At 42.5% G+C, this 22,149-nt stretch carries 12 protein-coding genes; 10 read left to right on the top strand and 2 right to left on the bottom strand.

Annotation, left to right across the window (positions count from 1 at the left end; all coding sequences use genetic code 11):
• The first annotated feature begins 131 nt into the window (after nt 1-131).
• From ABID99_RS07855 to ABID99_RS07820, 8 genes are all read left to right on the top strand, one after another.
• Nucleotides 132-2,288 (top strand): FUSC family membrane protein, encoded by a 2,157-nt coding sequence (locus ABID99_RS07855; protein WP_373613363.1) that lies wholly within the window; start codon nt 132-134, stop codon nt 2,286-2,288.
• Between the two features lie 207 nt (nt 2,289-2,495).
• On the top strand, nt 2,496-3,641 hold the full coding sequence (locus tag ABID99_RS07850; protein ID WP_373613362.1) for a methionine aminotransferase: 1,146 nt from the start codon (nt 2,496-2,498) through the stop codon (nt 3,639-3,641).
• A gap of 176 nt (nt 3,642-3,817) precedes the next feature.
• Nucleotides 3,818-4,603, top strand: coding sequence for an amidohydrolase (locus ABID99_RS07845; RefSeq protein ID WP_354483842.1), 786 nt, complete (start codon nt 3,818-3,820; stop codon nt 4,601-4,603).
• Nucleotides 4,604-4,819: 216 nt separating this feature from the next.
• The gene (locus ABID99_RS07840) at nt 4,820-6,094 is read left to right on the top strand and encodes a TolC family protein (RefSeq protein WP_373613361.1); all 1,275 of its coding nucleotides are present in this window, start codon (nt 4,820-4,822) and stop codon (nt 6,092-6,094) included.
• Between the two features lie 20 nt (nt 6,095-6,114).
• Entirely contained in the window at nt 6,115-7,218 is a 1,104-nt protein-coding gene (locus tag ABID99_RS07835) for an efflux RND transporter periplasmic adaptor subunit (RefSeq protein WP_229701564.1), read from the top strand.
• A gap of 70 nt (nt 7,219-7,288) precedes the next feature.
• Nucleotides 7,289-10,426, top strand: coding sequence for an efflux RND transporter permease subunit (locus tag ABID99_RS07830; RefSeq protein WP_188832634.1), 3,138 nt, complete (start codon nt 7,289-7,291; stop codon nt 10,424-10,426).
• Between the two features lie 208 nt (nt 10,427-10,634).
• A complete protein-coding gene (locus ABID99_RS07825; RefSeq protein WP_373613360.1) occupies nt 10,635-13,682 on the top strand; it encodes a GH92 family glycosyl hydrolase in 3,048 nt (1,015 codons plus the stop codon).
• A 107-nt stretch (nt 13,683-13,789) separates the two neighbouring features.
• Nucleotides 13,790-14,158 (top strand): DUF4870 domain-containing protein, encoded by a 369-nt coding sequence (locus ABID99_RS07820; protein WP_373613359.1) that lies wholly within the window; start codon nt 13,790-13,792, stop codon nt 14,156-14,158.
• Between the two features lie 62 nt (nt 14,159-14,220).
• Here ABID99_RS07820 and ABID99_RS07815 read toward each other — a convergent pair whose 3' ends face one another.
• The gene (locus ABID99_RS07815) at nt 14,221-15,099 is read right to left on the bottom strand and encodes a polyphosphate kinase 2 family protein (protein WP_373613358.1); all 879 of its coding nucleotides are present in this window, start codon (nt 15,097-15,099) and stop codon (nt 14,221-14,223) included.
• A gap of 251 nt (nt 15,100-15,350) precedes the next feature.
• Between ABID99_RS07815 and ABID99_RS07810 the strand changes: the two genes are divergently transcribed.
• Both ABID99_RS07810 and ABID99_RS07805 read left to right on the top strand, forming a co-directional pair.
• The gene (locus tag ABID99_RS07810) at nt 15,351-17,681 is read left to right on the top strand and encodes a penicillin-binding protein 1A (protein WP_373613357.1); all 2,331 of its coding nucleotides are present in this window, start codon (nt 15,351-15,353) and stop codon (nt 17,679-17,681) included.
• Nucleotides 17,682-17,795: 114 nt separating this feature from the next.
• Nucleotides 17,796-21,011, top strand: coding sequence for a DPP IV N-terminal domain-containing protein (locus tag ABID99_RS07805; RefSeq protein ID WP_373613356.1), 3,216 nt, complete (start codon nt 17,796-17,798; stop codon nt 21,009-21,011).
• Between the two features lie 82 nt (nt 21,012-21,093).
• Here the strand turns inward: ABID99_RS07805 and ABID99_RS07800 are convergent, their stop codons facing one another.
• On the bottom strand, nt 21,094-22,095 hold the full coding sequence (locus tag ABID99_RS07800) for a phosphotransferase enzyme family protein (protein WP_373613355.1): 1,002 nt from the start codon (nt 22,093-22,095) through the stop codon (nt 21,094-21,096).
• Between the last annotated feature and the right edge of the window lie 54 nt (nt 22,096-22,149).

The following is a 22,149-nucleotide window of genomic DNA, read 5'->3' as shown; positions in this document are numbered from 1 at the left end:
AAACAGATACATAAATTAAAATTATGTAAATTTGCAACGTCTTTTTGGGCCATTAAATTATATTTAATAAAACGGGCCGAACAAACAAAATTGCTTATAATAGTTCTGTTATTTACAAAGCTACTGCTATCATGTCTATAAACATCAGGGAGATAAAAAGTTTCTTTTACAGTCAATATTTTTCTGATGGGATCCGCATTTGTATAGGTATTTTACTGCCCTCCCTCCTGCTAATGCAGTTTGATAAATTTGATCTGGGCCTCACACTTTCACTGGGCGCATTGTGTATCTGCGTTATAGATACTCCCGGCCCGGTATCGCACAAGCGTAATGCTATGGCGGCCGGCAACCTGTGTTTATTTTTGGTTGCCGCTATTACCGGGTTTGCGCGGCTCAATGTATTTACCCTTGGCTTCGAGATCACCTTCTTCGCTTTTTTGTTTTCCATGTTTACGGTTTATGGCAACAGGGCAGCATCCGTAGGTACTTCATCATTATTGATCATGGTCTTTATGATGGATAAGGCATTGGCAGCTCCCGAGGTATTGGGTTACAGCGCGACTATCTTAGCAGGCGGTGTTTGGTATATGATCTTCAGCTTGTTGTTTTTCGGTATCCGCCCTTACCGCGCGGCACAGCAGGCCCTTGGCGAAAATGTGACCGATATAGCACGTTTTTTACGCATCAAAGCCGATTTTTATTTGTCGGATACCGATATTGACGAAAACTACCGCAAGCTGGTTTCCAAACAGATCCAGGTGAGCCAGCACCAGGATGCTGTGCGCGAACTGCTTTTTAAAAGCCGCATCATGGCCCGCGAATCAACGGCACCAAGCAGGATCCTGGTACTCACCTTTGTGGACCTTGTTGATATTTACGAACAGATCATGGCCACGCACTATGATTACAACCACATTCGCGAAAAATTTAAAGACACCGGCGTACTAACCGAAATAGCCCGTATTATCCATAATATGGCCGATGAGCTTGACGATATAGCCTATATTATATTATCCAACACACGCCGCCGCCATCTTACCGATTTTACAATTGAGTTGGAGAAGCTAAAAGTAAAGATCGACTCCATCGGAAAAAACAACCAGGAAACCAGCAATCTGGTGCTTAAAAAGGTGCTGGTAAACCTGCGTTCACTTAGCGAGGGGATCAACAATATTTACAAGTACTACAGCTCAAAAGCCGCCGAATCATTAAATGAGCCCAAAGGTGATGTGGAGTATTCGGCTTTTGTTACCCACCAGGATTTTGCACCGCATATTTTTTTCGACAACTTTACGCTGGCATCCGGCGCATTCAAACATGCCCTGCGTGTAGCATTGGTATGTTTGGTAGGCTTTATCACGGCTAAATTGGTTTCATTAGGCCATCACAGCTATTGGGTACTGCTTACCATCATTGTAATATTGAAGCCCGGGTTTAGTCTTTCAAAACAGCGTAACTACCAGCGTTTAATAGGCACCATTGGCGGTGGTGTTATAGGTATAGCCATACTTACCTTCATCCCTAATCTTACTGCGCAGTTTATTTTCCTGGTGATTTTTATGATGGGTGCCTACAGCTTTCAACGCCTTAATTATGTAGTGAGCGTAATTTTCATGACCCCGTATGTGCTTATCCTATTCAAGTTTTTAGGTGTGGGACTGTTAAATGTGGCGCAGGAAAGGATCATCGATACTATTATTGGCTCAACCATTGCCCTGGTAGCCAGCTACCTCATTTTCCCAACCTGGGAGTTTGAACAGATCCAGGAAACCCTTCGGGACGTCATTGTAGCCAACATCAATTACCTGGTTACCATCGCCGAAAGCATTTCGGGCAAAATGATCAGCATTACAACTTACAAGCTGGCGCGAAAAGAGGTTTATGTAAAATCGGCCAACCTTTCGGCCGCATTTGAGCGCATGACATCAGAACCTAAAAGCAAACAGCGCAAAATTAAGGATGTACATAAATTTGTGGTGCTTAATCATATCCTTTCCTCATACATCGCTACCATTGCATCAGCACAAAGCAAAAAGGAAATCCCGGTTGCACACCCTGAAGCCATGAAGCTCATCAAAAAAAGTATAACCGTTTTGAACGATACCGGTCAAAAACTGCATGCTGAAAATATTGAATTTAATATAGGTAAAATCCCCCCTGTTAACCCGGAAGCCCTGAAGCCGGTAGCCCAGGCCGAAGATGCTTTGTTGAAAGAGCAATTGGGCTTTATCAATAAGATCAGCTACGATATTGCAAAGATTACGGATAGTATATTGCTTGAACCATGATTTAGAGGATTTTAGGATTACGCTGATGCCACGTAATGTAGGGTAAAGACCTATAATCTCCTCTATATAGTATCAGAATAATCTTCTAATCCTAAAAATCATGGCACAGCAATATGTTTAAACCTTTAAATTAAAATATTTCCAAATACAAAAAATACCCGGTTATGGGGATACGTTCATAATGATTTTTCCCTACTTTAGCCATTGATGATACCTGTTGTTTCAAAATTACCCCAAACCGGAACTACCATATTCACCATTATGTCGGCCCTGGCCAACGAACTGGGTGCAATAAATCTGTCGCAGGGTTTTCCTGATTACGACTGTTCGCCCGACCTGATTGAGCTTGTAAATAAAGCCATGAAAGAAGGGCATAATCAATACGCGCCCATGGCTGGTGTCATGGCTTTAAGAGAGCGTATCGCCGAAAAAACCGAAAAGCTTTACGGCGCGGTTTATAACCCCGAAACAGAGATCACCATCACTGCCGGTGGTACACAGGCCATTTTTACAGCTATAAGTGCTGTAATTCACCCCAACGATGAGGTGATCATATTCGAGCCGGCTTTTGATTGCTATGCCCCTGCCATAAAACTGATGGGCGGTGTTGTAAAATCGCTTGCCCTTGAGCCGCCTAATTACCGCATTGCATGGGACATGGTTAAGCGGCTTATCAACCAAAAAACAAAAATGATCATCCTTAACTCGCCTCATAACCCTACGGCAACTATTTTGCATAAGGAGGATATTGACGAGTTGAGCGCACTGGTAAAAAACCAGGATATCCTGATCCTTAGCGATGAGGTATATGAACACCTGATCTATGATGGCGAAACCCACCACAGCATGGCCCGCTACCCTGATCTGCAGCAGCGCAGCTTCATCGTAGCATCATTTGGCAAGCCTTTTCATGCCACCGGCTGGAAGGTGGGTTATTGCATGGCGCCTGCTTATTTGATGAATGAATTCAGGAAAATCCACCAGTTTTTGGTATTCGCCGTAAACACTCCTATTCAGTATGCCATCGCCGAGCATTTAAAAAACGAAGAAACTTATCTTGGCCTGGCCGAATTTTTCAGGGAAAAACGCGACCACTTCAGAAAAGGCCTTGAACAAAGCCGTTTCAAGCTTTTGCCATGTTCAGGATCATACTTTCAGTCAGTAAGTTACCGCGCTATTACCGACGAAAAAGATGCCGACTTTTCTATCCGTGTGGCAAAGGAGTTTGGGGTAGCGTCCATACCTGTTTCGGCCTTTTACAGCAAGGGGATTGATCACCATGTGTTAAGGTTTTGTTTCGCCAAAAGGCAAGAAACTTTAGATAAAGCCGTTGATAGGTTAATTCGAGTTTAATTTTTGGTTAATGATCCATAGTTTATGGATAATAGCCAGATCATAAGTTTGATTTTGGATCATGGTCCATAGTTCATGGATCATAGCCAATTGTATAAGTTTTATCCGTATGGATCAATCAATCATCATGCGTTTTTTGCCGTGATCCATGATCCATCAACTATGAACCAAATATTATGGAGAATCTTAAAATTACTGTTTTTCAAGGCTACCTTTTTTGGGAAAATACCGATAAAAATCTTCAGAATATTACCCTCAGGTTATCGGGAGGGATCCGCGAAAAAACAGATCTCATCATACTGCCCGAGATGTTCAGTACGGGTTTTACCATGAACGCCGCCGAATTGGCTGAGCCTATGAATGGCAAAACCATGCAATGGATGGAAAAAACAGCCAAACAATATGATTGTGTGATAACCGGGACCATCATTATTAAAGAGGGCGGCAAGTACTACAACCGGTTAATCTGGATGCGCCCTGACGGCAGCCATGAACATTACGACAAACGCCACCTCTTTGCACTTGGCCAGGAACACAATACCTACACCGCCGGCACCAAAAAGCTTTTCGTTGAACTTAACGGCTGGAAAATTTGCCCGGTAATCTGTTATGACCTGCGTTTCCCGGTGTGGCTGCGTAATATAGAAGCTAATCCTTACGATCTGCTCATCGTGGTTGCTAACTGGCCCGAGCGCAGGGCTGCACACTGGCGTACCCTGATACCTGCCCGTGCGGTTGAAAACCAGTCGTACGTGATAGCAGTTAACCGAGTAGGCCACGATGGAAACGAGGTTTATCACAGCGGCGATTCCACCTGTATCGATCCTAACGGTAAGGTAGTTTATTATAAACGTGATGAAGAAGACCTTTACACTTTCAGTATCATAGGTGATGAGGTTGAAAAAGTGCGCCGTGCACTACCTTTTTTGAAAGATGCGGATGATTTTGAAATAAATATCTGAAAGAACCCTGATTCATAGGATTTGAAGATTTCTTGATTTTGTCTGAACCGGAATTTGAAGAATTTATTGAATTGCCAGAATATAGAGTTCAATAAATTCTTCAATTCGTTTAATTCGAGTTCAGACAGTTCCCCTCCCTACCATTAGTTTTCTTTCACTTCATACAAAATTCATAACCGTTTTGAAATTTTGTACTGTAGAATTGAAGAAGGAAACATGCGTACTATAAAATCCCTGCTATTTATATCACCGTTATTTTTTAGTTTATTAACACAAAAGGCCGAAGCACAAACAGATACGTTAAAGATCACTTTCCCTGATGCTGAAAAACAGTTCATTGAAAATAACCTGAGCCTGCTTGCCCAAAAGTATAATGTTGATGCCTCAAAGGCGCTCATTCAACAAGCTAAACTATGGGATAACCCAACCCTAAGCACCGATCAGAATATCCATGACGGCAGCACCAATAATTTTTTTAACCACTCAAACGGAGGCGGACAAATATTTGTCCAGTTAAACCAAGTGTTTGCCACTGCCGGCAAACGCGGCAAACAGGTAAAGGTAGCCGAAGACGATGCTAAAGTTCAGGAAGCCGCCTTTAATGACTTGATGCGTAACCTGCGTTATAATCTGCAGCTTGATTTTAGCCAGTTGGGCTCCTTGAATGCACAGCAATTAGTTTATCAAAACGAAATTAAATCAGCCACTGAACTGGTTAATGCTATTCAAAAATCATTTGATGTAGGTAATACCTCCATGAAGGACCTCATCCGCCTGAAAGCTCTATTGTTCGGTTTGCAAAATGACATGGTTGAAAATAACCGCCAGATCAATGATCTGCAAACAGAGCTTAAAACATTACTCCAAACCAAGGAAACCACATTTGTACAGCCTGTCATAAATGATAAGCCGGTTGAAACCGTTGATCTTGATGTGCAATCGCTCATTAGCCAAGCCATGACCAACAGGCCCGATTATTTATCGAACCAGTATCAATTAAATTCGGCTACCCATAATCTTGCTTATCAAAAAGCCCTTGCCGTGCCTGACGTAACTTTAGGTGTATCATACGATCAAAACAGTAGTTATGCCCGTCATTACTATGGCTTACAAGTTGGTTTTCCGATACCGTTGTTTAACCGCAACCAGGGCAATATCAAGTCGGCACAATACAATATCAAAAGCCAGGAGAGCACCCTGAAACAAAATGAATTCCAGCTTAAAAATGATGTAGTTGCTGCTGTTAATCAATATAAGCTAAACGTGCAGTTGTTCTCAACCCAGCAAATCGCCTTTAATGAGCAGTACGACAAACTGTTTGGCGCAATGCTCAAGAGCTTCCAGCAGCGCCAGATAAGCCTTGTGGAGTTTGTAGACTTTTTTGACACCTATAAGGACACCAAATTAAAAATATTGCAACAGCAATTCAACCTGCAAAAAGCAATTGCCGACCTCAATTTTGCCGTTGGCACAACCGTAATAAAATCCTGACTAAACTTTTAAGACTTACTATGATGAAAAGAGAAACGCTGTTTTCCGGCATCTCAGCTTTGCTACTACTTGCCGCTTGCAAAGGCAAGACACCTCCCGCTGTTGAAAACAAACAGGTAACTGTGAGTGATTCGATGGCTAAAATTATCACAATCGATACTGCCAAAATCGCTACCATAAAAAATGAGCTTACACTTTCGGGCGAGGTATCATATGATGACAACACTGTTGTTAAAGTATTCCCTTTTTCAAGCGGGCAGGTGTTAGATGTAAAAGTTTCGCTGGGCGATAAAGTGAGCAAAGGCCAAACCCTCGCCATTGTACGCAGCGCCGATGTTGCAGGTAATTATACCGACCTTAGCTCGTCAAAATCCGACCTTGCTATTTACAAACGCCAGCTTGAACAGGCCGAATACCTCTACAAAAACGGCATCTCAAGCGAGCGCGATTATACCGAGGCTAAAGAAAATTTCAACAAAGCCGAAGCCGCCTACAACAAAGTAAAAGAGCAGATTGCAATCAACGGCGGCGGTAATACCAGCCCCGGCGGTACATTGGTGATCAAAGCGCCTGAAAGTGGTTTCGTGGTCGAAAAAAATATTACGGCAGGCGGCTATATCCGTCCGGATAATAATAACAGCATGTTCACCATTTCCAACATGAAAGATGTTTGGATTTGGGCAAACGTGTTTGAATCAGACATTAGCCGTGTTAAAGTTGGTTATACCGCGAAGGTTACCACTATCGCTTATCCGGATAAGGTATTTACCGGCAAGGTTGATGCAGTGAGCTCTGTACTCGATCCGGACAACAAGGTATTGAAAATCAAAATAGTACTACCTAACGATGGCATGCTGCTTAAGCCGGAGATGTTCACCAGTGTGGTAATAGCCAACAGCGAAAAAGCGCAGTCGGTTGCTATACCAGCTAAAGCCGTTGTTTATGACAATAGCAAAAACTTTGTAGTGGTTTATAACAATAAAGACGATTTGAAGGTGCGCCAGGTAGCGGTTATCAAAACCGTTGAAGACACCACCTATATATCATCAGGTTTGCAAGCCGGTGATAAGATCATCTCAAAAAACCAGCTGCTTTTTTATGATGCCATTGCCGGCAACAACTAACAGGTGGATAAACCAAAAATTGCCTGGTTTTAAAACCAGGCATTTACGTTTTTAAAATACAAAGACAACAATGAACAAGTTCATCAAAAATATTATATACTTCTCGCTCAGGCACCGTTACTTTGTGTTTTTTATGACACTGGTATTGGTAGCTTTGGGTGTGTGGAGCTATACCAACACTCCTATCGAGACTTTTCCCGACGTTACCAATACACAAATCATTATTATAGCCCAATGGCCGGGCCGCAGTGCCGAAGAGATGGAAAAAATGGTTACCATCCCTATGGAAACCGTTTTAAACTCGGTACAAAAAAAGGCTAACCTTCGTACCACATCATCTTTTGGTTTATCATACATCCGTATTATTTTTGATGATGATGTTGATGATGCCTTTGCCCGCCAACAGGTATTAAGCCGACTTGGCAATGCCGATTTGCCCGATGGTGTTAAACCCGAGGTTGAACCGCCATACGGCCCAACAGGTGAAATTTTCCGTTACACCCTAAAAAGCCACACCAAATCTTTGCATGACCTTACCGCTATACAGGATTGGGTGCTTGACCGCCAGTTTAAATCAATCCCCGGTGTAGCTGATGTAAACAGCTTTGGTGGCGAGGAAAAAACTTATGAAGTGAGTGTAAACCCTTCGCTGTTACAAAAATACGGTCTTACTTCGCTTGATGTTTACACGGCCCTTAATCGTAGTAACATTAACGTAGGTGGTGATATCATCGAAAAAAACGACCAGGCTTATGTAGTGCGTGGTATTGGCTTAATTAATAATATCGAAGAAATTCAGAATATTATTATCAAAAACGTTAATAACGTTCCTATCCTGGCCCGTGATATTGCCGAGATTAAAGAGGGTGGTTTACCGCGTTTAGGCCAGGTGGGCCGGGATAAAAACAACGACGTTATTGAAGGTATTGTGGTAATGCGTAAAGGTGAAAACCCTGCTGAGGTATTAAAGCTCATTAACCAGAAAGTTGTCGACCTCAACAAAAGCGTGTTACCTGCCGATGTAAAGATCTCCACCTTTTATGATCGTACCAACCTGATGGATTTTTGTACCGAAACGGTGATCCATAATTTATGCGAGGGTATTATCCTGGTAACCGTTATCGTATTCCTGTTTATGGCCGATTGGCGCACAACGCTCATTGTTGCTATCATTATACCGCTGGCATTATTGTTTGCTTTCATCTGTTTACGATTAAAGGGAATGAGCGCCAACCTGCTCTCTATGGGTGCAGTCGATTTTGGTATTATTATAGATGGCGCGGTGGTGATGGTTGAGGGGATCTTCGTGGCGCTTGATCACCGGGCTAAGGAAGTAGGGATGCAAAAATTCAACGGGTTGGCTAAACTTGGCCTATTCAAAAATGTCGGCGCCGAGATGGGTAAAGCGATCTTCTTCTCCAAGCTTATCATCCTTACCTGTTTGGTACCAATTTTCGCTTTCCAAAAGGTTGAAGGTAAAATGTTCTCTCCGCTGGCTTACACTTTGGGTTTTGCTTTGCTTGGCGCGTTGATCTTTACCCTTACCCTGGTACCAGCTTTGTCAAGTATCTTACTTAACAAAAATGTAAGGGAGAAGCATAACCCGGTAGTGATATTCTTTGAAAACGGTATCCGCCGTATGTTTAGCTACACTTACCGTAACCAAAAACTGAGTCTCATTGTAGCAATAGCCTTTATGTCGGTTACCTTCTTTTCGGCTAAGTTTTTAGGTTCGGAATTCCTTCCGCAGCTTAACGAGGGCGCCCTGTGGGTAACCGCGCAGCTGCCAATGAGTACCTCGCTGGAAAGTTCGGTTAAGGTAACTGATAAAATGAGGCAGATCCTTTCAACCTTCCCCGAAGTGAAACAAACCCTGTCGCAGGTTGGCCGTACCAACGACGGTACCGACCCGAAAGGTTTCTTTAACGTTCAGATCCAGGTTGACCTTCTGCCTAAAAAAGAATGGAAACGAAGCATCAGCCAAGAAGAGCTGATAGCCGAAATGGATAAAAAACTGAGTCAGTTTCCGGGTATTGTATTTAACTATTCGCAGCCTATTATCGATAACGTAGCCGAAGCAGTTGCCGGCGTACCGGCATCTATGGCAGTAAAAATATTCGGGCCTGATTTCCAGGTGCTTGATCAGAAGGCCGACTCGGTAATGGCCGTGCTCAAGAAGATCCATGGTGTTGAAGACCTTGGTATTTTACGCAACCTCGGTCAGCCGGAGTTTCGTATTGAGCTTGACCAGCGCAAGATGGCGCTTTACGGTGTGTCTACTGCCGATGCCAACTCGGTTATTGAGATGGCGATAGGCGGTAAAGCGGCCTCGCAGCTTTATGAAGGCGAACGTAAATTTGATATCCGGATCCGTTATCAAAAACAATTCAGGGATACTCAAAGCAAAATTGAGAACCTGATGGTACCGACACTTAACGGTTCAAAAATTGCAATCAAAGAGATTTCCAAAATCACCACATTAACCGGCCCTGCATTTATTTACCGCGATAACAACATGCGTTACATCGCTGTGAAATTCTCGGTGCGTGGCCGCGACTTAGGTAGCACTATAGCCGAAGCGCAGGAAAAAGTAGGAGCCGCTGTAAAACTTGACCAGGGATATTCATTTACCTGGAACGGTGAGTTTGAAAACCAGATCAGGGCATCAAATACATTAGCGCACGTAGTGCCTGTGTGTTTACTGGTGATATTCCTGATCCTGTTCATCACCTTCGGTAACGCTAAAGATGCAGTGTTGGTTATCCTGAACGTGCCGTTTGCGTTGATAGGCGGTATTTTAGCATTACATATTACTAATACAAACTTTAGTATATCAGCTGGTATTGGTTTCATTGCCTTGTTTGGCGTATGTATTCAGAATGGTGTGATCCTGATCTCAGTGTTTAAGAAAAACATTGAAGAAAAAATGCACCTTGATGAGGCCATTATGCAAGGCGTGATATCACGTGTGCGCCCGGTAGTGATGACCGCGCTGATGGCTGCCATTGGTTTAATGCCGGCAGCTATCTCAACCGGTATTGGCTCGGAAACTCAGAAACCGCTGGCTATAGTAGTTATAGGTGGGCTTGTGACATCTACCATACTAACCTTATTGATATTACCTATTATTTACGCAATCGTGTACCGTTTAATACACCTTCGTGAAAACCGTAAGCTGCTGAAAAAAGTAGGTATGATAAAAGGATAAAACTGAATACTAATTATTTCGAATTAAATCGAATTTCACGAATTAGTTATTCTAAAACAAATAGCGATGTGGATATGCCCGTCGCTATTTGTTTTTAGTGACCATTTATTACACTAATAATAAAATAGGGAACTTTCCTGTTAGTAAATATTCGTGGTAATTAGTGTAATTTGTGCACACTCAAATCATATAATTGGTTTTAAATAATATGTCATTGATCAAACCCGTATTCCGCTCTGCTTTGCCGGTCGCCCTGTTGCTTGTTCTGCCCTTTTTATCATCGGCACAAAAGAAAAAGGAGAAGGAAAAAGACTACGCCCAACTGGTCGATCCATTTATAGGTACAGGCGGACATGGGCATACTTATCCCGGTGCGGTGACGCCTTTCGGCATGGTACAGCTTAGTCCGGATACCCGGTTGGAGGGTTGGGATGGCTGTTCCGGTTATCATTATACCGATAGCCTGGTATATGGTTTCTCGCACACGCATCTGAGCGGTACCGGTGTCCCTGATTACTGTGATGTATTGTTTATGCCAACCACCGGCGATCCTAAATTTAAAAACACCGATTATCGGTCGCACTTTAGCAAAAAAAATGAGAGTGCTACACCAGGTTATTATAAAACACTGCTCGATAAATATAATATTGGCGTTGAGCTAACTGCAACAACCCGTGTAGGTATGCATCGCTACACTTACCCATCAACCGATAAGGCAAATATTATTATCGATTTGCAGCACCGCGATGAGGTTTTGGATTCATGGATAGAAGTAGTAAATGATCATGAAGTACGTGGTTTCCGTATGTCGAAATCATGGGCCGATAAACAGCACGTATATTTTTACGCTAAGTTTTCAAAGCCTTTTAAAACTTACGGTATTGCTGTAAATAACGAGGTACAAAATGACCAAAGCAATGCACAGGGCAAGAATATAAAGTTGTTTTTGCAGTTTGATAATCCCGGCGAAGTGATCAGTAAGGTGGGTATCTCCTCGGTAAGCACCGAAGGTGCTTTAAAAAACCTGGATGCAGAAATACCTGATTTCGACTTTAAAAAAGTTCAGAAAGATGCCAAAATAGCCTGGAACCATGAATTGAATAAGATTCAGGTAGAGGGCGGCGCGCCGGCCCCGGCAACCCAAACCCAACCCTTAGGCGGAACAAGTCTATACAGTTATGCCCCCCCTGCTAAAAAAGTAGTGCAGCCCGATTATGCTAAAATCAAACAAACCATATTTTATACCGCCTTATACCACAGCATGGTTGCTCCCAATATTTACAGTGATGTGGATGGGCAATACCGTGGCATGGATCAACAGGTACATACAGCTCAGGGATTTGATTATTACACCGTGTTTTCCTTATGGGACACTTACCGGGCCGAGAACCCGCTGCTTACGCTGATAGACCGCAAGCGTACGCTCGATTTTATCAAGAGTTTTATGGCGATGTATGATCAGGGCGGCTTATTACCGATATGGCCGCTTGCAAGTACCGAAACCTATTGCATGATCGGCAATCATTCTATCCCGGTTATTGTGGATGCTTACGCGAAGGGCATTCGTGATTTTGATGCCGAGAAAGCTTTCACCGCAATGAAAGCCGCCGTAAACCGTAACCAGTTTGGGCTGGATAATTATCGCCAAAACGGGGCTGTTCAATCAGACGAAGAAGATGCGTCTGTGTCTAAAACATTGGAGTATGCTTATGACGATTGGTGTATAGCCCAGATGGCAAAAATGCTCAATAAAACCGACGATTATACCCAATACATTCAGCGGGCACAATACTGGAAAAACATCTTCAACAACCAGAATACTTTTATGCAAGCCCGTACCAACGGCGGCTGGCTGGAGCCTTTCGATCCTGCAGAGATCAACGGCAATTATACCGAAGGTAATTCCTGGCAATACTCGTTCCTGGTACCGCACGATGTAGAAACCCTGATTGATAAAATGGGCGGCAAACAGGCATTTGAAAATAAGCTCGATGAATTGTTTAGCACCCAATCAAAACTTAGCGGCAGTGATATTCCTGACGTAAGCGGATTGATAGGCCAATACGCCCATGGCAACGAACCAAGTCACCACATGGCATACTTGTACAATTTTACCGACTCGCCGGATAAAACCCAGTTTTACGTGAGCCGTATTTTGCGCGAAGAATACAGCAATAAACCTGATGGTTTAGCCGGTAATGAGGATTGCGGCCAAATGTCAGCCTGGTATGTGATGAGTTCGTTGGGAATTTACAATATTGCACCCGGTCAGCAGGATTTTCAGATCGGGATCCCGCAGTTTGATAAGGCAGTGATCAATTTGGAGAACGGCAAAAAATTCAGCATTATTAACCCCGGCGCCGGCATTACCCGCAGCAATATCTATCTGCAGGGCATGAACCTTGATAAAAAGGTGTACAGTAAGCTTTTTATCAACTACGATGATATTACCAAAGGCGGCGATTTTGAAGTATTCACCGGCAGGCTGGCTAATAAGATCTTTACCCAGGATTTGGAGAAGCCTGTTTCAAAGATCACCGATAACCTTATTGTACCTAATCCTTACATTATATCGCCCGCCAGGTCATTTAAACAACCTTTCAGCATTCAAATAAAGGATCAGGATACCGATGCAAAAATCTATTACACACTCGATGGCTCTGCTCCTACTTCATCGTCAACGCCTTATACACAGCCAATTACTATTAGCGATAATATCACGGTAAAAGCTATCGCGATAAAGGAGGGCAAAAGCAGCTTTGTTGATGAGGCAAGTTTCATCAAACTCCGCAACGATATTAAGCTAACTATACTGAATAAATACCTGCCTAATTACGCAGCGAAAGGCGATGAATCATTAATTGACGGGCAGCATGGCACTACCAACTGGCGTTTAGGCAATTGGCAGGGCTACCAGGGAAAGGATTGTATAGCCATCGTTGATATGAGCGCCGTTAAACCCATCAAACAAATCAGCGTCAGTACCCTACAGGATAGCCGCGCCTGGATTGTGTTCCCTAAGTATGTACAGTTCTGGACATCAAATGATGGCAAAACTTACAAACTGGCGACCACCGTTAACACCAAAGTCGATATTAAAGATACCAACGTGCAAACGCAGGAATTTACCGCGCCGTTAAACACCAGTGCCCGTTATATTAAACTGATAGCCAAGCAATACGGCCCGCTACCCGACTGGCATGAGAACAAAGGCAATCAATCCTACATTTTTGCCGATGAAATAACAATAGAGTAATGATTTGATGTGCGGATAAATAAAGTCTGCTATGAGATATCATTTAAAAATGAATAAAACTATTTCATTTTTAAACGGTTAGCTTTATACAAAAAACTTTACCACACATGGAAAATTACAAACCTACCTCTGACGACGGTAAGACCGCCGGCATCATCAGTTATTTTACGCTTATTGGATGGCTTATTGCCTACTTTGCGTTGTACACTAATAATAAAACACCGTTGGCTGCCTACCAGATGAGACAAACATTATTGTTTCATCTCGTTTCAATCGTAATTTCATGGATTGCCGGTTTTATTATAGGCATGGCCTTTGTAACATCAGGAATATTCATAGGTGCGTCAATCCTTTGGATTATACGCCTGGGCTTACTGGTTATTTGGATCATCGGTTTAATTGGCGCAATTAACGGCGAAAGAAAACCGATGCCGCTTATTGGAGAGCCCGCACAAAATATGTTTTCGGGTATTTAAGATTCAGAATGCTATCGCAGACTTACGAAATTTTGAAAATTTCGTAAGTCTTAATATTTCCGTTATTGTTTTTCTAACAAATGTTTAGCCTCCTGTAGTTTTTCCATTTCGTCTTTAGGCAAAACAGGGAACTCCAGCCTCAACTTTTTCAAGGTATCCCTGATTATAGTTGATATCGCGATGCGCGTAAACCATTTCTTATCAGCCGGGATAACATACCAGGGGCAATCATCTGTAGCGGTTTCGTTAATGGCTTTTTCATAAGCTTTCATATACTCATCCCAATGCTCCCGTTCCGCAATATCGCTGGCCTGGAACTTCCAATTTTTTTTGGGGTTATCTATTCGCTTTAAAAACCGCTTTTTTTGCTCCTGTTTTGAAACATTAAGGAAAAATTTGATCACAACAGTACCGCTGTTACAGATATGCTTTTCAAAATTGCGGATGCTCTCATACCGTTGTTCCCAAAACTGTTTATCAATATCTTCTACTTGTTTTATGGCCGGGTTATTTTCTTTTAAAACAAGCTCGGGATGGACTTTAACGACAAGCACATTTTCATAGTGCGACCTGTTATGGATACCAATACGCCCTCTTTCGGGCAGGGCTTTATAATGTCGCCATAAAAAATCATGGTCATAGTCTTCTGAACTGGGTTGTTTAAAGCTATAAACCTGGCAGCCCTGCGGGTTTATGCCCGACATGGTGTGCGCTATAGCGCTATCTTTTCCGGCAGCATCCATCGCTTGAAAAATAATAAGCAATGAATAACTGTTTGAGGCATAAAGTTGTGCCTCCAATTTAGAAGTTTCAGCTATCAGTTCATCCAAAACAGACCCGGCATCTTCTTTTTCGTAACCATCGCTAAATGCAGGGTCATGATCATTCAGCGAAAATATGCTATTACTTGGTACCTTAAATTGTTCTGTTAAACTTTTCATATAAAATAGATATCCATACAAAGTACAAAAACAACATTAAAGTTTTAGCAACTTGATTTCAAATATACGTTGCAACCTTCAACAGGCGATTTTTTTTATCCAAACAGCTTTTGATTTATTTATTGTGTACTTTGCACAATATAAATATGTATTATGCCAGTGTTAACCTAAAATTTACCTGTCTATTTTACGTTGTTTATATTTGTTAAACTGCACTATGATATAGTGTCATAATTTTACATCTTTACCCAATGTTCAGACGTATACGCAACCGATTTCTGAGATATTTTGTCATATTCATTTACTTCGTAATTATTTTCTTTTGTTCTATTGAACTTAACTTCCTTTGGCTTTTCGGATACTCACCTGACATGCAGGATATTAAAAGTCCCGTACTTTCTGTCGGCTCGGAAGTTTACACTGCCGATGGAAAGCTAATAGGCCAATATTATAAAGAAAACCGCTCACCAATTGAATTTAAAGAGATCTCCCCCAACCTCATAAACGCCCTTGTGGCAACTGAGGATGTACGGTTTTACAGTCATGGCGGAGTAGATTTTTACTCCTTTTTTACCAGTGTGCTCTCAACAGCCAAAGGCGACCGCCGCGGCGGCAGCACCATAACCCAACAGTTAGCCAAAAACCTTTTTGAAACACGTAAAAAGAAATCGCAGGGCGTCATTAAGCATATCCCGGTGCTGCGCACCATTGTTTATAAATGCAAGGAATGGCTTACCGCTTTTAAAATTGAGCACGTTTACAGCAAGCAACAAATATTGACGTTGTACTTCAATACCGTGCCCTTTGGCAACAATTCATACGGTATTAAAACAGCATCGTTAAAGTATTTTAATAAGCAGCCCGGCACCTTAAATCCTGCCGAATCAGCCTTACTTATCGGCATGCTGAAAGCCACATCGAGCTACAATCCCATTAAAAATCCGCAGCGTGCTACCGAAAGGCGCAATACTGTGTTGGGACAGATGGCGAAATATAAGTACCTCACTGCCGACCAGTATAAAAGTAACGTCGCGTCGCCACTCGGGCTCGACCTGAGTTATGTTGAAGACGACTCCCACGGCGATTCGTACCTGCGCCGCGCCGTTGAGAAATGGCTGGACAAATGGTGCAAGGAAAATGATTATAACCTTTACGAGGATGGTCTGAAGATCTACACCACCATCGACTCAAAGATGCAGCAATATGCCGAAGAAGCTGTTACAGAAAAAATGAAGATGCTGCAAAAACGCTTCTATAACCTTTGGGGGAACAAAAATCCGTGGCGCGATTCAAAAGGCGTTGAGATCAAAGATTTCATCCTCAAAAACGAACAAAGGCTCCCTATTTACAAGCTACTTGAAAAAAAATACGGCGGTGATACGATTAAGATCCAGGATTACTTTAAAACGAAAAAACGGATGACCGTGTTTACCTGGCATGGAGAACAGGACACTACTTTTTCTACTATAGATTCTATAAAATATTACGCTAAGATCCTGAACACCGGCATGATGACACTGGAGCCATCAACCGGTAAAATAAAAGTTTGGATTGGTGGTATCGATCATCGTTTCTTTAATTACGATCACGTAAACCAAAGCCGCAGACAGGCAGGCTCCACCTTTAAGCCATTTGCCTATTTAACAGCGCTTGATAATGGCTTTACCCCTTGCGATAAGTTTACCGACAAGCCGGTATCCATCAAGTACAAAGACAATGGCGAGGATAAAGTTTGGGAGCCTAACAATGCCGACTTCCATTTCTCCTATCGTGAAATGTCACTGCGCTGGGCTATGGGTAAATCTGTAAATTCCATTACAGCACAGCTAACCGAAAAAGTGGGCTGGGATAAAATTGTGGAATATGCTCACCGCTGCGGCATCGAAAGCCCTTTAAAGTCCGTTCCATCGGTATCATTGGGTTCAAATGATGTTTCTGTTTATGAAATGGTTAGGGCTTATAGCACCTTTCTTAACAAGGGTGAAAAATTGGATCCGTTACTGGTCACTAAAATCACTGATCAGCAAGGCAATGTGATACAGGAGTTTAAGCTTAAAACAGAGAAAGTACTAAGCGAGGAAACTGCCTGGCTGATGCTTTACATGTTCCGCGGGGGGATGGAAGAACCCGGCGGAACCTCACAAGCGCTGTGGGAATACAACGGCCTTTGGAAAAAAGACAACCAGATAGGCGGCAAAACCGGCACATCATCCGATTATGTGGATGGCTGGTATATGGGTATCACCAAAGATCTGGTGACAGGCATTTGGGTTGGTGCTGATGACCGCTCAGTGCACTTTACCACATCCGAAACTGGCGAAGGCTCACATACGGCGTTGCCTATCTTCGGCAGGTTTATGGAAAAAGTATATGCCGATCAGTCGTTAGGTTATACTTACGGACCATTCCCAAAACCATGGAGCAAGATCACCAAAACTTATAACTGTCCTTCGCCGCATATTGAAGAAGATACAACTTCAACAGATAGCATAAGCAACCCTATTGATACAACAGGCGTAACACCTGTACAGGAAAACAATCCGGAAAACCCGGAAAGCACACCGCCTAATAACCAGCGGTAAACAGGTGTAGGCGTTTTTTTCCATACTGTGAAGAGAAAATGAATAAGGTTGTTTTTTGAACTAAGAACAACCTTATTTTATTAAATTAGCCATATCTATTTAGTTAAATAATATATGAATAAAGTTTACTCACTTTTCAATAGAGTTAAAAAGCACACCATTATATTCATTTGTTTTGTTGGCTCGCTGTTGATAAGCATCAATGCCAGGGCACAATATTTTGGCCAAAACAAGGTAAGGTACAAAAACCTTAAGTTTAACGTTTATAAAACCCCTCACTTCGAGATTTACTATTACCTGAAAAACGATAGTATGGTAAAACGCTTTGCCCAGGAAAGTGAGCTTTGGTATACCTTGCACCAACAAGTTTTCAGAGATACCTTTAAACACGCCAACCCGATAATCCTATACGCCAACCATCCCGATTTTCAGCAAACAACCGCTATTGATGGTGAAATTAGCGTGGGCACCGGCGGTGTTACCGAAGGCCTTAAAAACCGTGTGGTAATGCCGGTGATGGAAACCAACCAAACCACAAGGCACGTTATCGGGCACGAGTTGGTACACGCTTTCCAGTACCGTTTATTGCTGGGGCATGATTCGTCCGAATATGAAAATATAAACAACATTCCGCTTTGGATGATTGAGGGTATGGCCGAGTACCTCTCCTTAGGTAAGAAGGACAGCTATACAGCCATGTGGATGCGTGACGCGTATTTGAACCATGATATCCCTACCGTTCGCGATCTTACCGAAAGCAGCAAATACTTCCCTTATCGTTATGGCGAAGCATTCTGGTCGTTCATAGGTTCAACTTATGGTGATACGGTTATAGTGCCCTTCTTTAAAAACGCGGCCAAATACGGTTTAGAGTATGGCATCAGGCGTACGTTTGGTTATGATGATCGCACCCTCTCCCGACTTTGGAAAAACTCTATCGAGGCTACTTATAAACCCTTTTTAAAGGATACCACTCAAACACCTAAAGGCATCAAACTGGTTGACAGTAAAAACGGTGGCGACCTTGTGGTTGCCCCGTCCGTTAGTCCCGATGGTAAATATGTCGCCTTTTTATCGGCCAAAAGTTTATTCAGCATTGATCTTTATTTGGCCGATGCTAAAACAGGGCGCATATTACGAAAGCTCACGAGTAAAGTATCCAACACCCATATTGATGAGTTTAACTTCATCGAATCGGCAGGTGCCTGGTCGCCAGACGGAAGCAAGTTTGCCTTTAGCGTGTTTAGCAAGGGGCGTAACAGACTTGACGTAGTTGACCTGAAAAGCGGCAATGTGATTGATGATATTTCGATGGAGCAGGTAGTCCAGTTTAGTAACCTGTCATGGTCGCCCAATGGCAAGGATATCGTTTTCCAGGGATTGGTTGAAGGGCAAAGCGATCTGTACTCTTATAACTTCGATACTAAAAAGATCACACAGCTTACCAACGATAAGTTTTCCGACTACCAGCCAAGCTATTCGCCGGACGGTAAAAAGATCATCTTTTCAAGCGACAGGACAACTTATGATCAGTCGTTGGAGCAGGATATCCCCTTTAATCTGGCCGAGCTTGATCTAACAACCGGAAAAGTAACCGACATTAAAATTTTTAACGGCGCAAACAATCTGAACCCGCAATATTCGGCTGATGGCAAGCAGATCTACTTCCTGTCAAACCGTGATGGCTTCCGTAACCTTTACCGCTATACTATCGCGTCGGGTCAGATAGAACAAATGACCAACCTGTTTACCGGCATCTCTGGCATTACGGAATATTCACCGGCATTGAGTATCTCCAACCATGACGATGTGGTTTATTCTTATTACCGCGCTCAAAAATATTCTATTTACAATGCTAAAGCATCCGATTTTACACCCGTTGTGGTACAACCGGGCGATGTAAATTTTGCAGCAGGTACCCTACCGCCCAATCGCTCTGTTGGTGTCGATCTGATCAACTCTAACCTGAACAACTTTTTGGCTTATCGTAAAATCCCGACTGATTCTGTTAAAGCAATCCCATTCCGTTCAAAATTCAAACTTGATTACCTTGCAGGCAGCGGCATTGGTGTTGGTGTAAGTAACTTCTATGGCACAAGTCTTTCAAGCGGGATCCAGGGTGTATTCAGTGATATATTGGGGCGCAACCAAATCTTTGCCGCTGCATCGGTAAACGGGCAGATCTATGATTCAGGCGCTGCTGTAACCTACGTAAACCAAACCGGCCGCTGGAACCTTGGTGTGGGCGTTTCTCACATCCCTTACCAGTTCGGCTTCAATACAACTACTTACCCGGTAAGAAATGTGGGCGGTAAAAATCAAACCGTTTATTCTGATAACATTGACATTATCCGCAATTTTGAGGATGCGGGCAGGGTGTTCACCTCATACCCTATTTCCAGGACAACCCGTTTTGAGGTGAGCGGGGCTGCTTCGCACAACTATTACCGCGTTGACCGCTACAGCGATTACTACCTTATTGATACTGCGGTAGTAAATGGCAAGCAGCAAATCGGCATAGGTAATTATATCACCTCCGACAGGAAAAAGATCCCTAATGAAGAAGAATCGGCAACGCTTAATCAAAACTACGGCTCAACCTATTTTTATAATCTAAAATCATATTCTATCCTAACGCTTTCAACCGCGTTAATTGGTGATAATTCGTTTTTTGGTGTAACAGCGCCGTTAAATGGTTTCAGGTACAGGCTGGAAGCCGGTTATAATTTTGGCACCTATAAGTTCTTTGCGCCAACAATTGATGTAAGAAAATATGTACGCACAGCACCGGTTACCTTTGCTGCCAGGTTTTTTGCAACCGGTCGTTTTGGTGACGATAAAGGGCTTTATCCATTATTTGTGGGCTATCCTTTTTACATCAGAGGGTATGAGGGACAAACATTTTATAACAACGGCAAGGCCACAACTAATGGCTTCACTATCGATCAATTATCAGGCAGTCGTTTGGCTGTGTTTAACTTTGAGGTACGCTTGCCGTTTACCGGTCCCGAAAAATTGGCTGCTATAAAATCGAAATTCCTGTTTACCGATCTTAACTTGTTTTTTGATGCCGGTTTAGCCTGGAATTCCGGCGATCATATCTATTTTCAGAAAGATCCGCCGGTGATTGGTCAACAGGATTTTATAAACTCTGACGGCACTACTACAACACAAAACGTTTACGGCCGCGTACCGGCCTTGAGCGCGGGTATTTCCCTGCGTATTAACATATTTGGTGCTTTTATTTTAGAGCCTTACCTGGCTGTTCCCTTTAACCGCAGCGATGTTAAAAAACCGTTGTTTGGTTTAGGTTTTACACCAGGTTGGTAATATGTAATATCACTTATATGATGATAAAACAGAAAAAGCGGCTGAATGGCCGCTTTTTCTGTTTTATATGCCTAACAATAAGCTATGACAATAAAAGATGAGCTGTCTCCATCCATTTCTTAATCAATGCGACGCGGTCTTTCATAAACTTAGGCCCCCAGAACAAATTCGACCAGTCATCAAAGTTTTCATACTGAAAGCCAAAATAAAACACCCAAAATCCAAAACCTAAATATGGTATGGCGGCTATTTCTTCATTTGATAAGGGCCGTACTTTACGGTAACTATTAACAAAAGTCCGGAAAGCATCACGCGCTTCTTGCTCAGTGATCTTTCCGTAGGTAAACTCTAAAAAATAGTGAATAAAAAATGATGTAACATCATAAGCCATCAAACCTTTACCTACGAAATCAAAATCAAAGAAAGTTATGTCACCCGCATCATCGAAATGAAAGTTTTTCGGAAGAAAATCAAAATGGCAATAGCCATAGCTAAAACCTTCATCAAATTGATTATACCTCTCCATTACTTCAGCGGCAGTTTGCTTTAAATAGGCATGGTCATCTTCAAGGCCTGCAAATGCAGGCTCAAGTATTTTAAGTGGATTAACGATAACAGTTTCTATTGAGTACGTATGACGGTGATAGCTAAGTTCAATTGCAGATGTAATATTATGTATCACAGCCATCTCCCTTCCAACGGTTTCAATCTGCCGATCATTCATAGTATAAACAACGTTACCTTGTGCCCATGCAAACAAAACACCATACCGGGTTCCTTCAGCAGCATTGAATACCTGTAACATTTCACCGCTTTTATCAGAGATAGGTCGGGACACTTTTGCACCTCTTTGAAATAGGATAGTTAATAACTCTACCTCGCCTTTGATCTCTTCCAGCTTTCGGTGCGCATCCCTGTAAATTTTAAAAATGTACTTTTCGGCTGCATTTTCTATAATATAAGTGTCGCTCACATTGCGGATCAATAACCGGCACGTTGTATGACTTAAACCATAACTTTCCTGAAGTTTTATATTCAGTGCTTTTGATGATAAGGTTGAGTATTGCGTAGGGAAGATTTCCATAGGTTAACAAAGGTAGCTTATAATCTACAACCCGGCTATCCATTTTAAAACCTA

It is taken from the genome of Mucilaginibacter sp. OAE612 (genome assembly GCF_041806395.1).
In the GTDB taxonomy this organism is placed as follows: Bacteria; Bacteroidota; Bacteroidia; order Sphingobacteriales; family Sphingobacteriaceae; genus Mucilaginibacter; species Mucilaginibacter rubeus.
The sequence above is the reverse complement of the archived record's forward strand: the minus strand, read 5'-3'. Positions and strand labels throughout refer to the sequence as shown.

Excerpts from the sequence above, each read along its gene's own strand:
- ABID99_RS07840 (WP_373613361.1), top strand. The coding sequence starts at position 4,820 with ATGCGTACTATAAAATCCCTGCTATTTATATCACCGTTATTTTTTAGT.
- ABID99_RS07800 (WP_373613355.1), bottom strand. The coding sequence starts at position 22,095 with ATGGAAATCTTCCCTACGCAATACTCAACCTTATCATCAAAAGCACTG.
- ABID99_RS07825 (WP_373613360.1), top strand. The coding sequence starts at position 10,635 with ATGTCATTGATCAAACCCGTATTCCGCTCTGCTTTGCCGGTCGCCCTG.
- ABID99_RS07820 (WP_373613359.1), top strand. The coding sequence starts at position 13,790 with ATGGAAAATTACAAACCTACCTCTGACGACGGTAAGACCGCCGGCATC.
- ABID99_RS07850 (WP_373613362.1), top strand. The coding sequence starts at position 2,496 with ATGATACCTGTTGTTTCAAAATTACCCCAAACCGGAACTACCATATTC.
- ABID99_RS07835 (WP_229701564.1), top strand. The coding sequence starts at position 6,115 with ATGATGAAAAGAGAAACGCTGTTTTCCGGCATCTCAGCTTTGCTACTA.
- ABID99_RS07855 (WP_373613363.1), top strand. The coding sequence starts at position 132 with ATGTCTATAAACATCAGGGAGATAAAAAGTTTCTTTTACAGTCAATAT.
- ABID99_RS07815 (WP_373613358.1), bottom strand. The coding sequence starts at position 15,099 with ATGAAAAGTTTAACAGAACAATTTAAGGTACCAAGTAATAGCATATTT.
- ABID99_RS07830 (WP_188832634.1), top strand. The coding sequence starts at position 7,289 with ATGAACAAGTTCATCAAAAATATTATATACTTCTCGCTCAGGCACCGT.
- ABID99_RS07805 (WP_373613356.1), top strand. The coding sequence starts at position 17,796 with ATGAATAAAGTTTACTCACTTTTCAATAGAGTTAAAAAGCACACCATT.
- ABID99_RS07845 (WP_354483842.1), top strand. The coding sequence starts at position 3,818 with ATGGAGAATCTTAAAATTACTGTTTTTCAAGGCTACCTTTTTTGGGAA.
- ABID99_RS07810 (WP_373613357.1), top strand. The coding sequence starts at position 15,351 with ATGTTCAGACGTATACGCAACCGATTTCTGAGATATTTTGTCATATTC.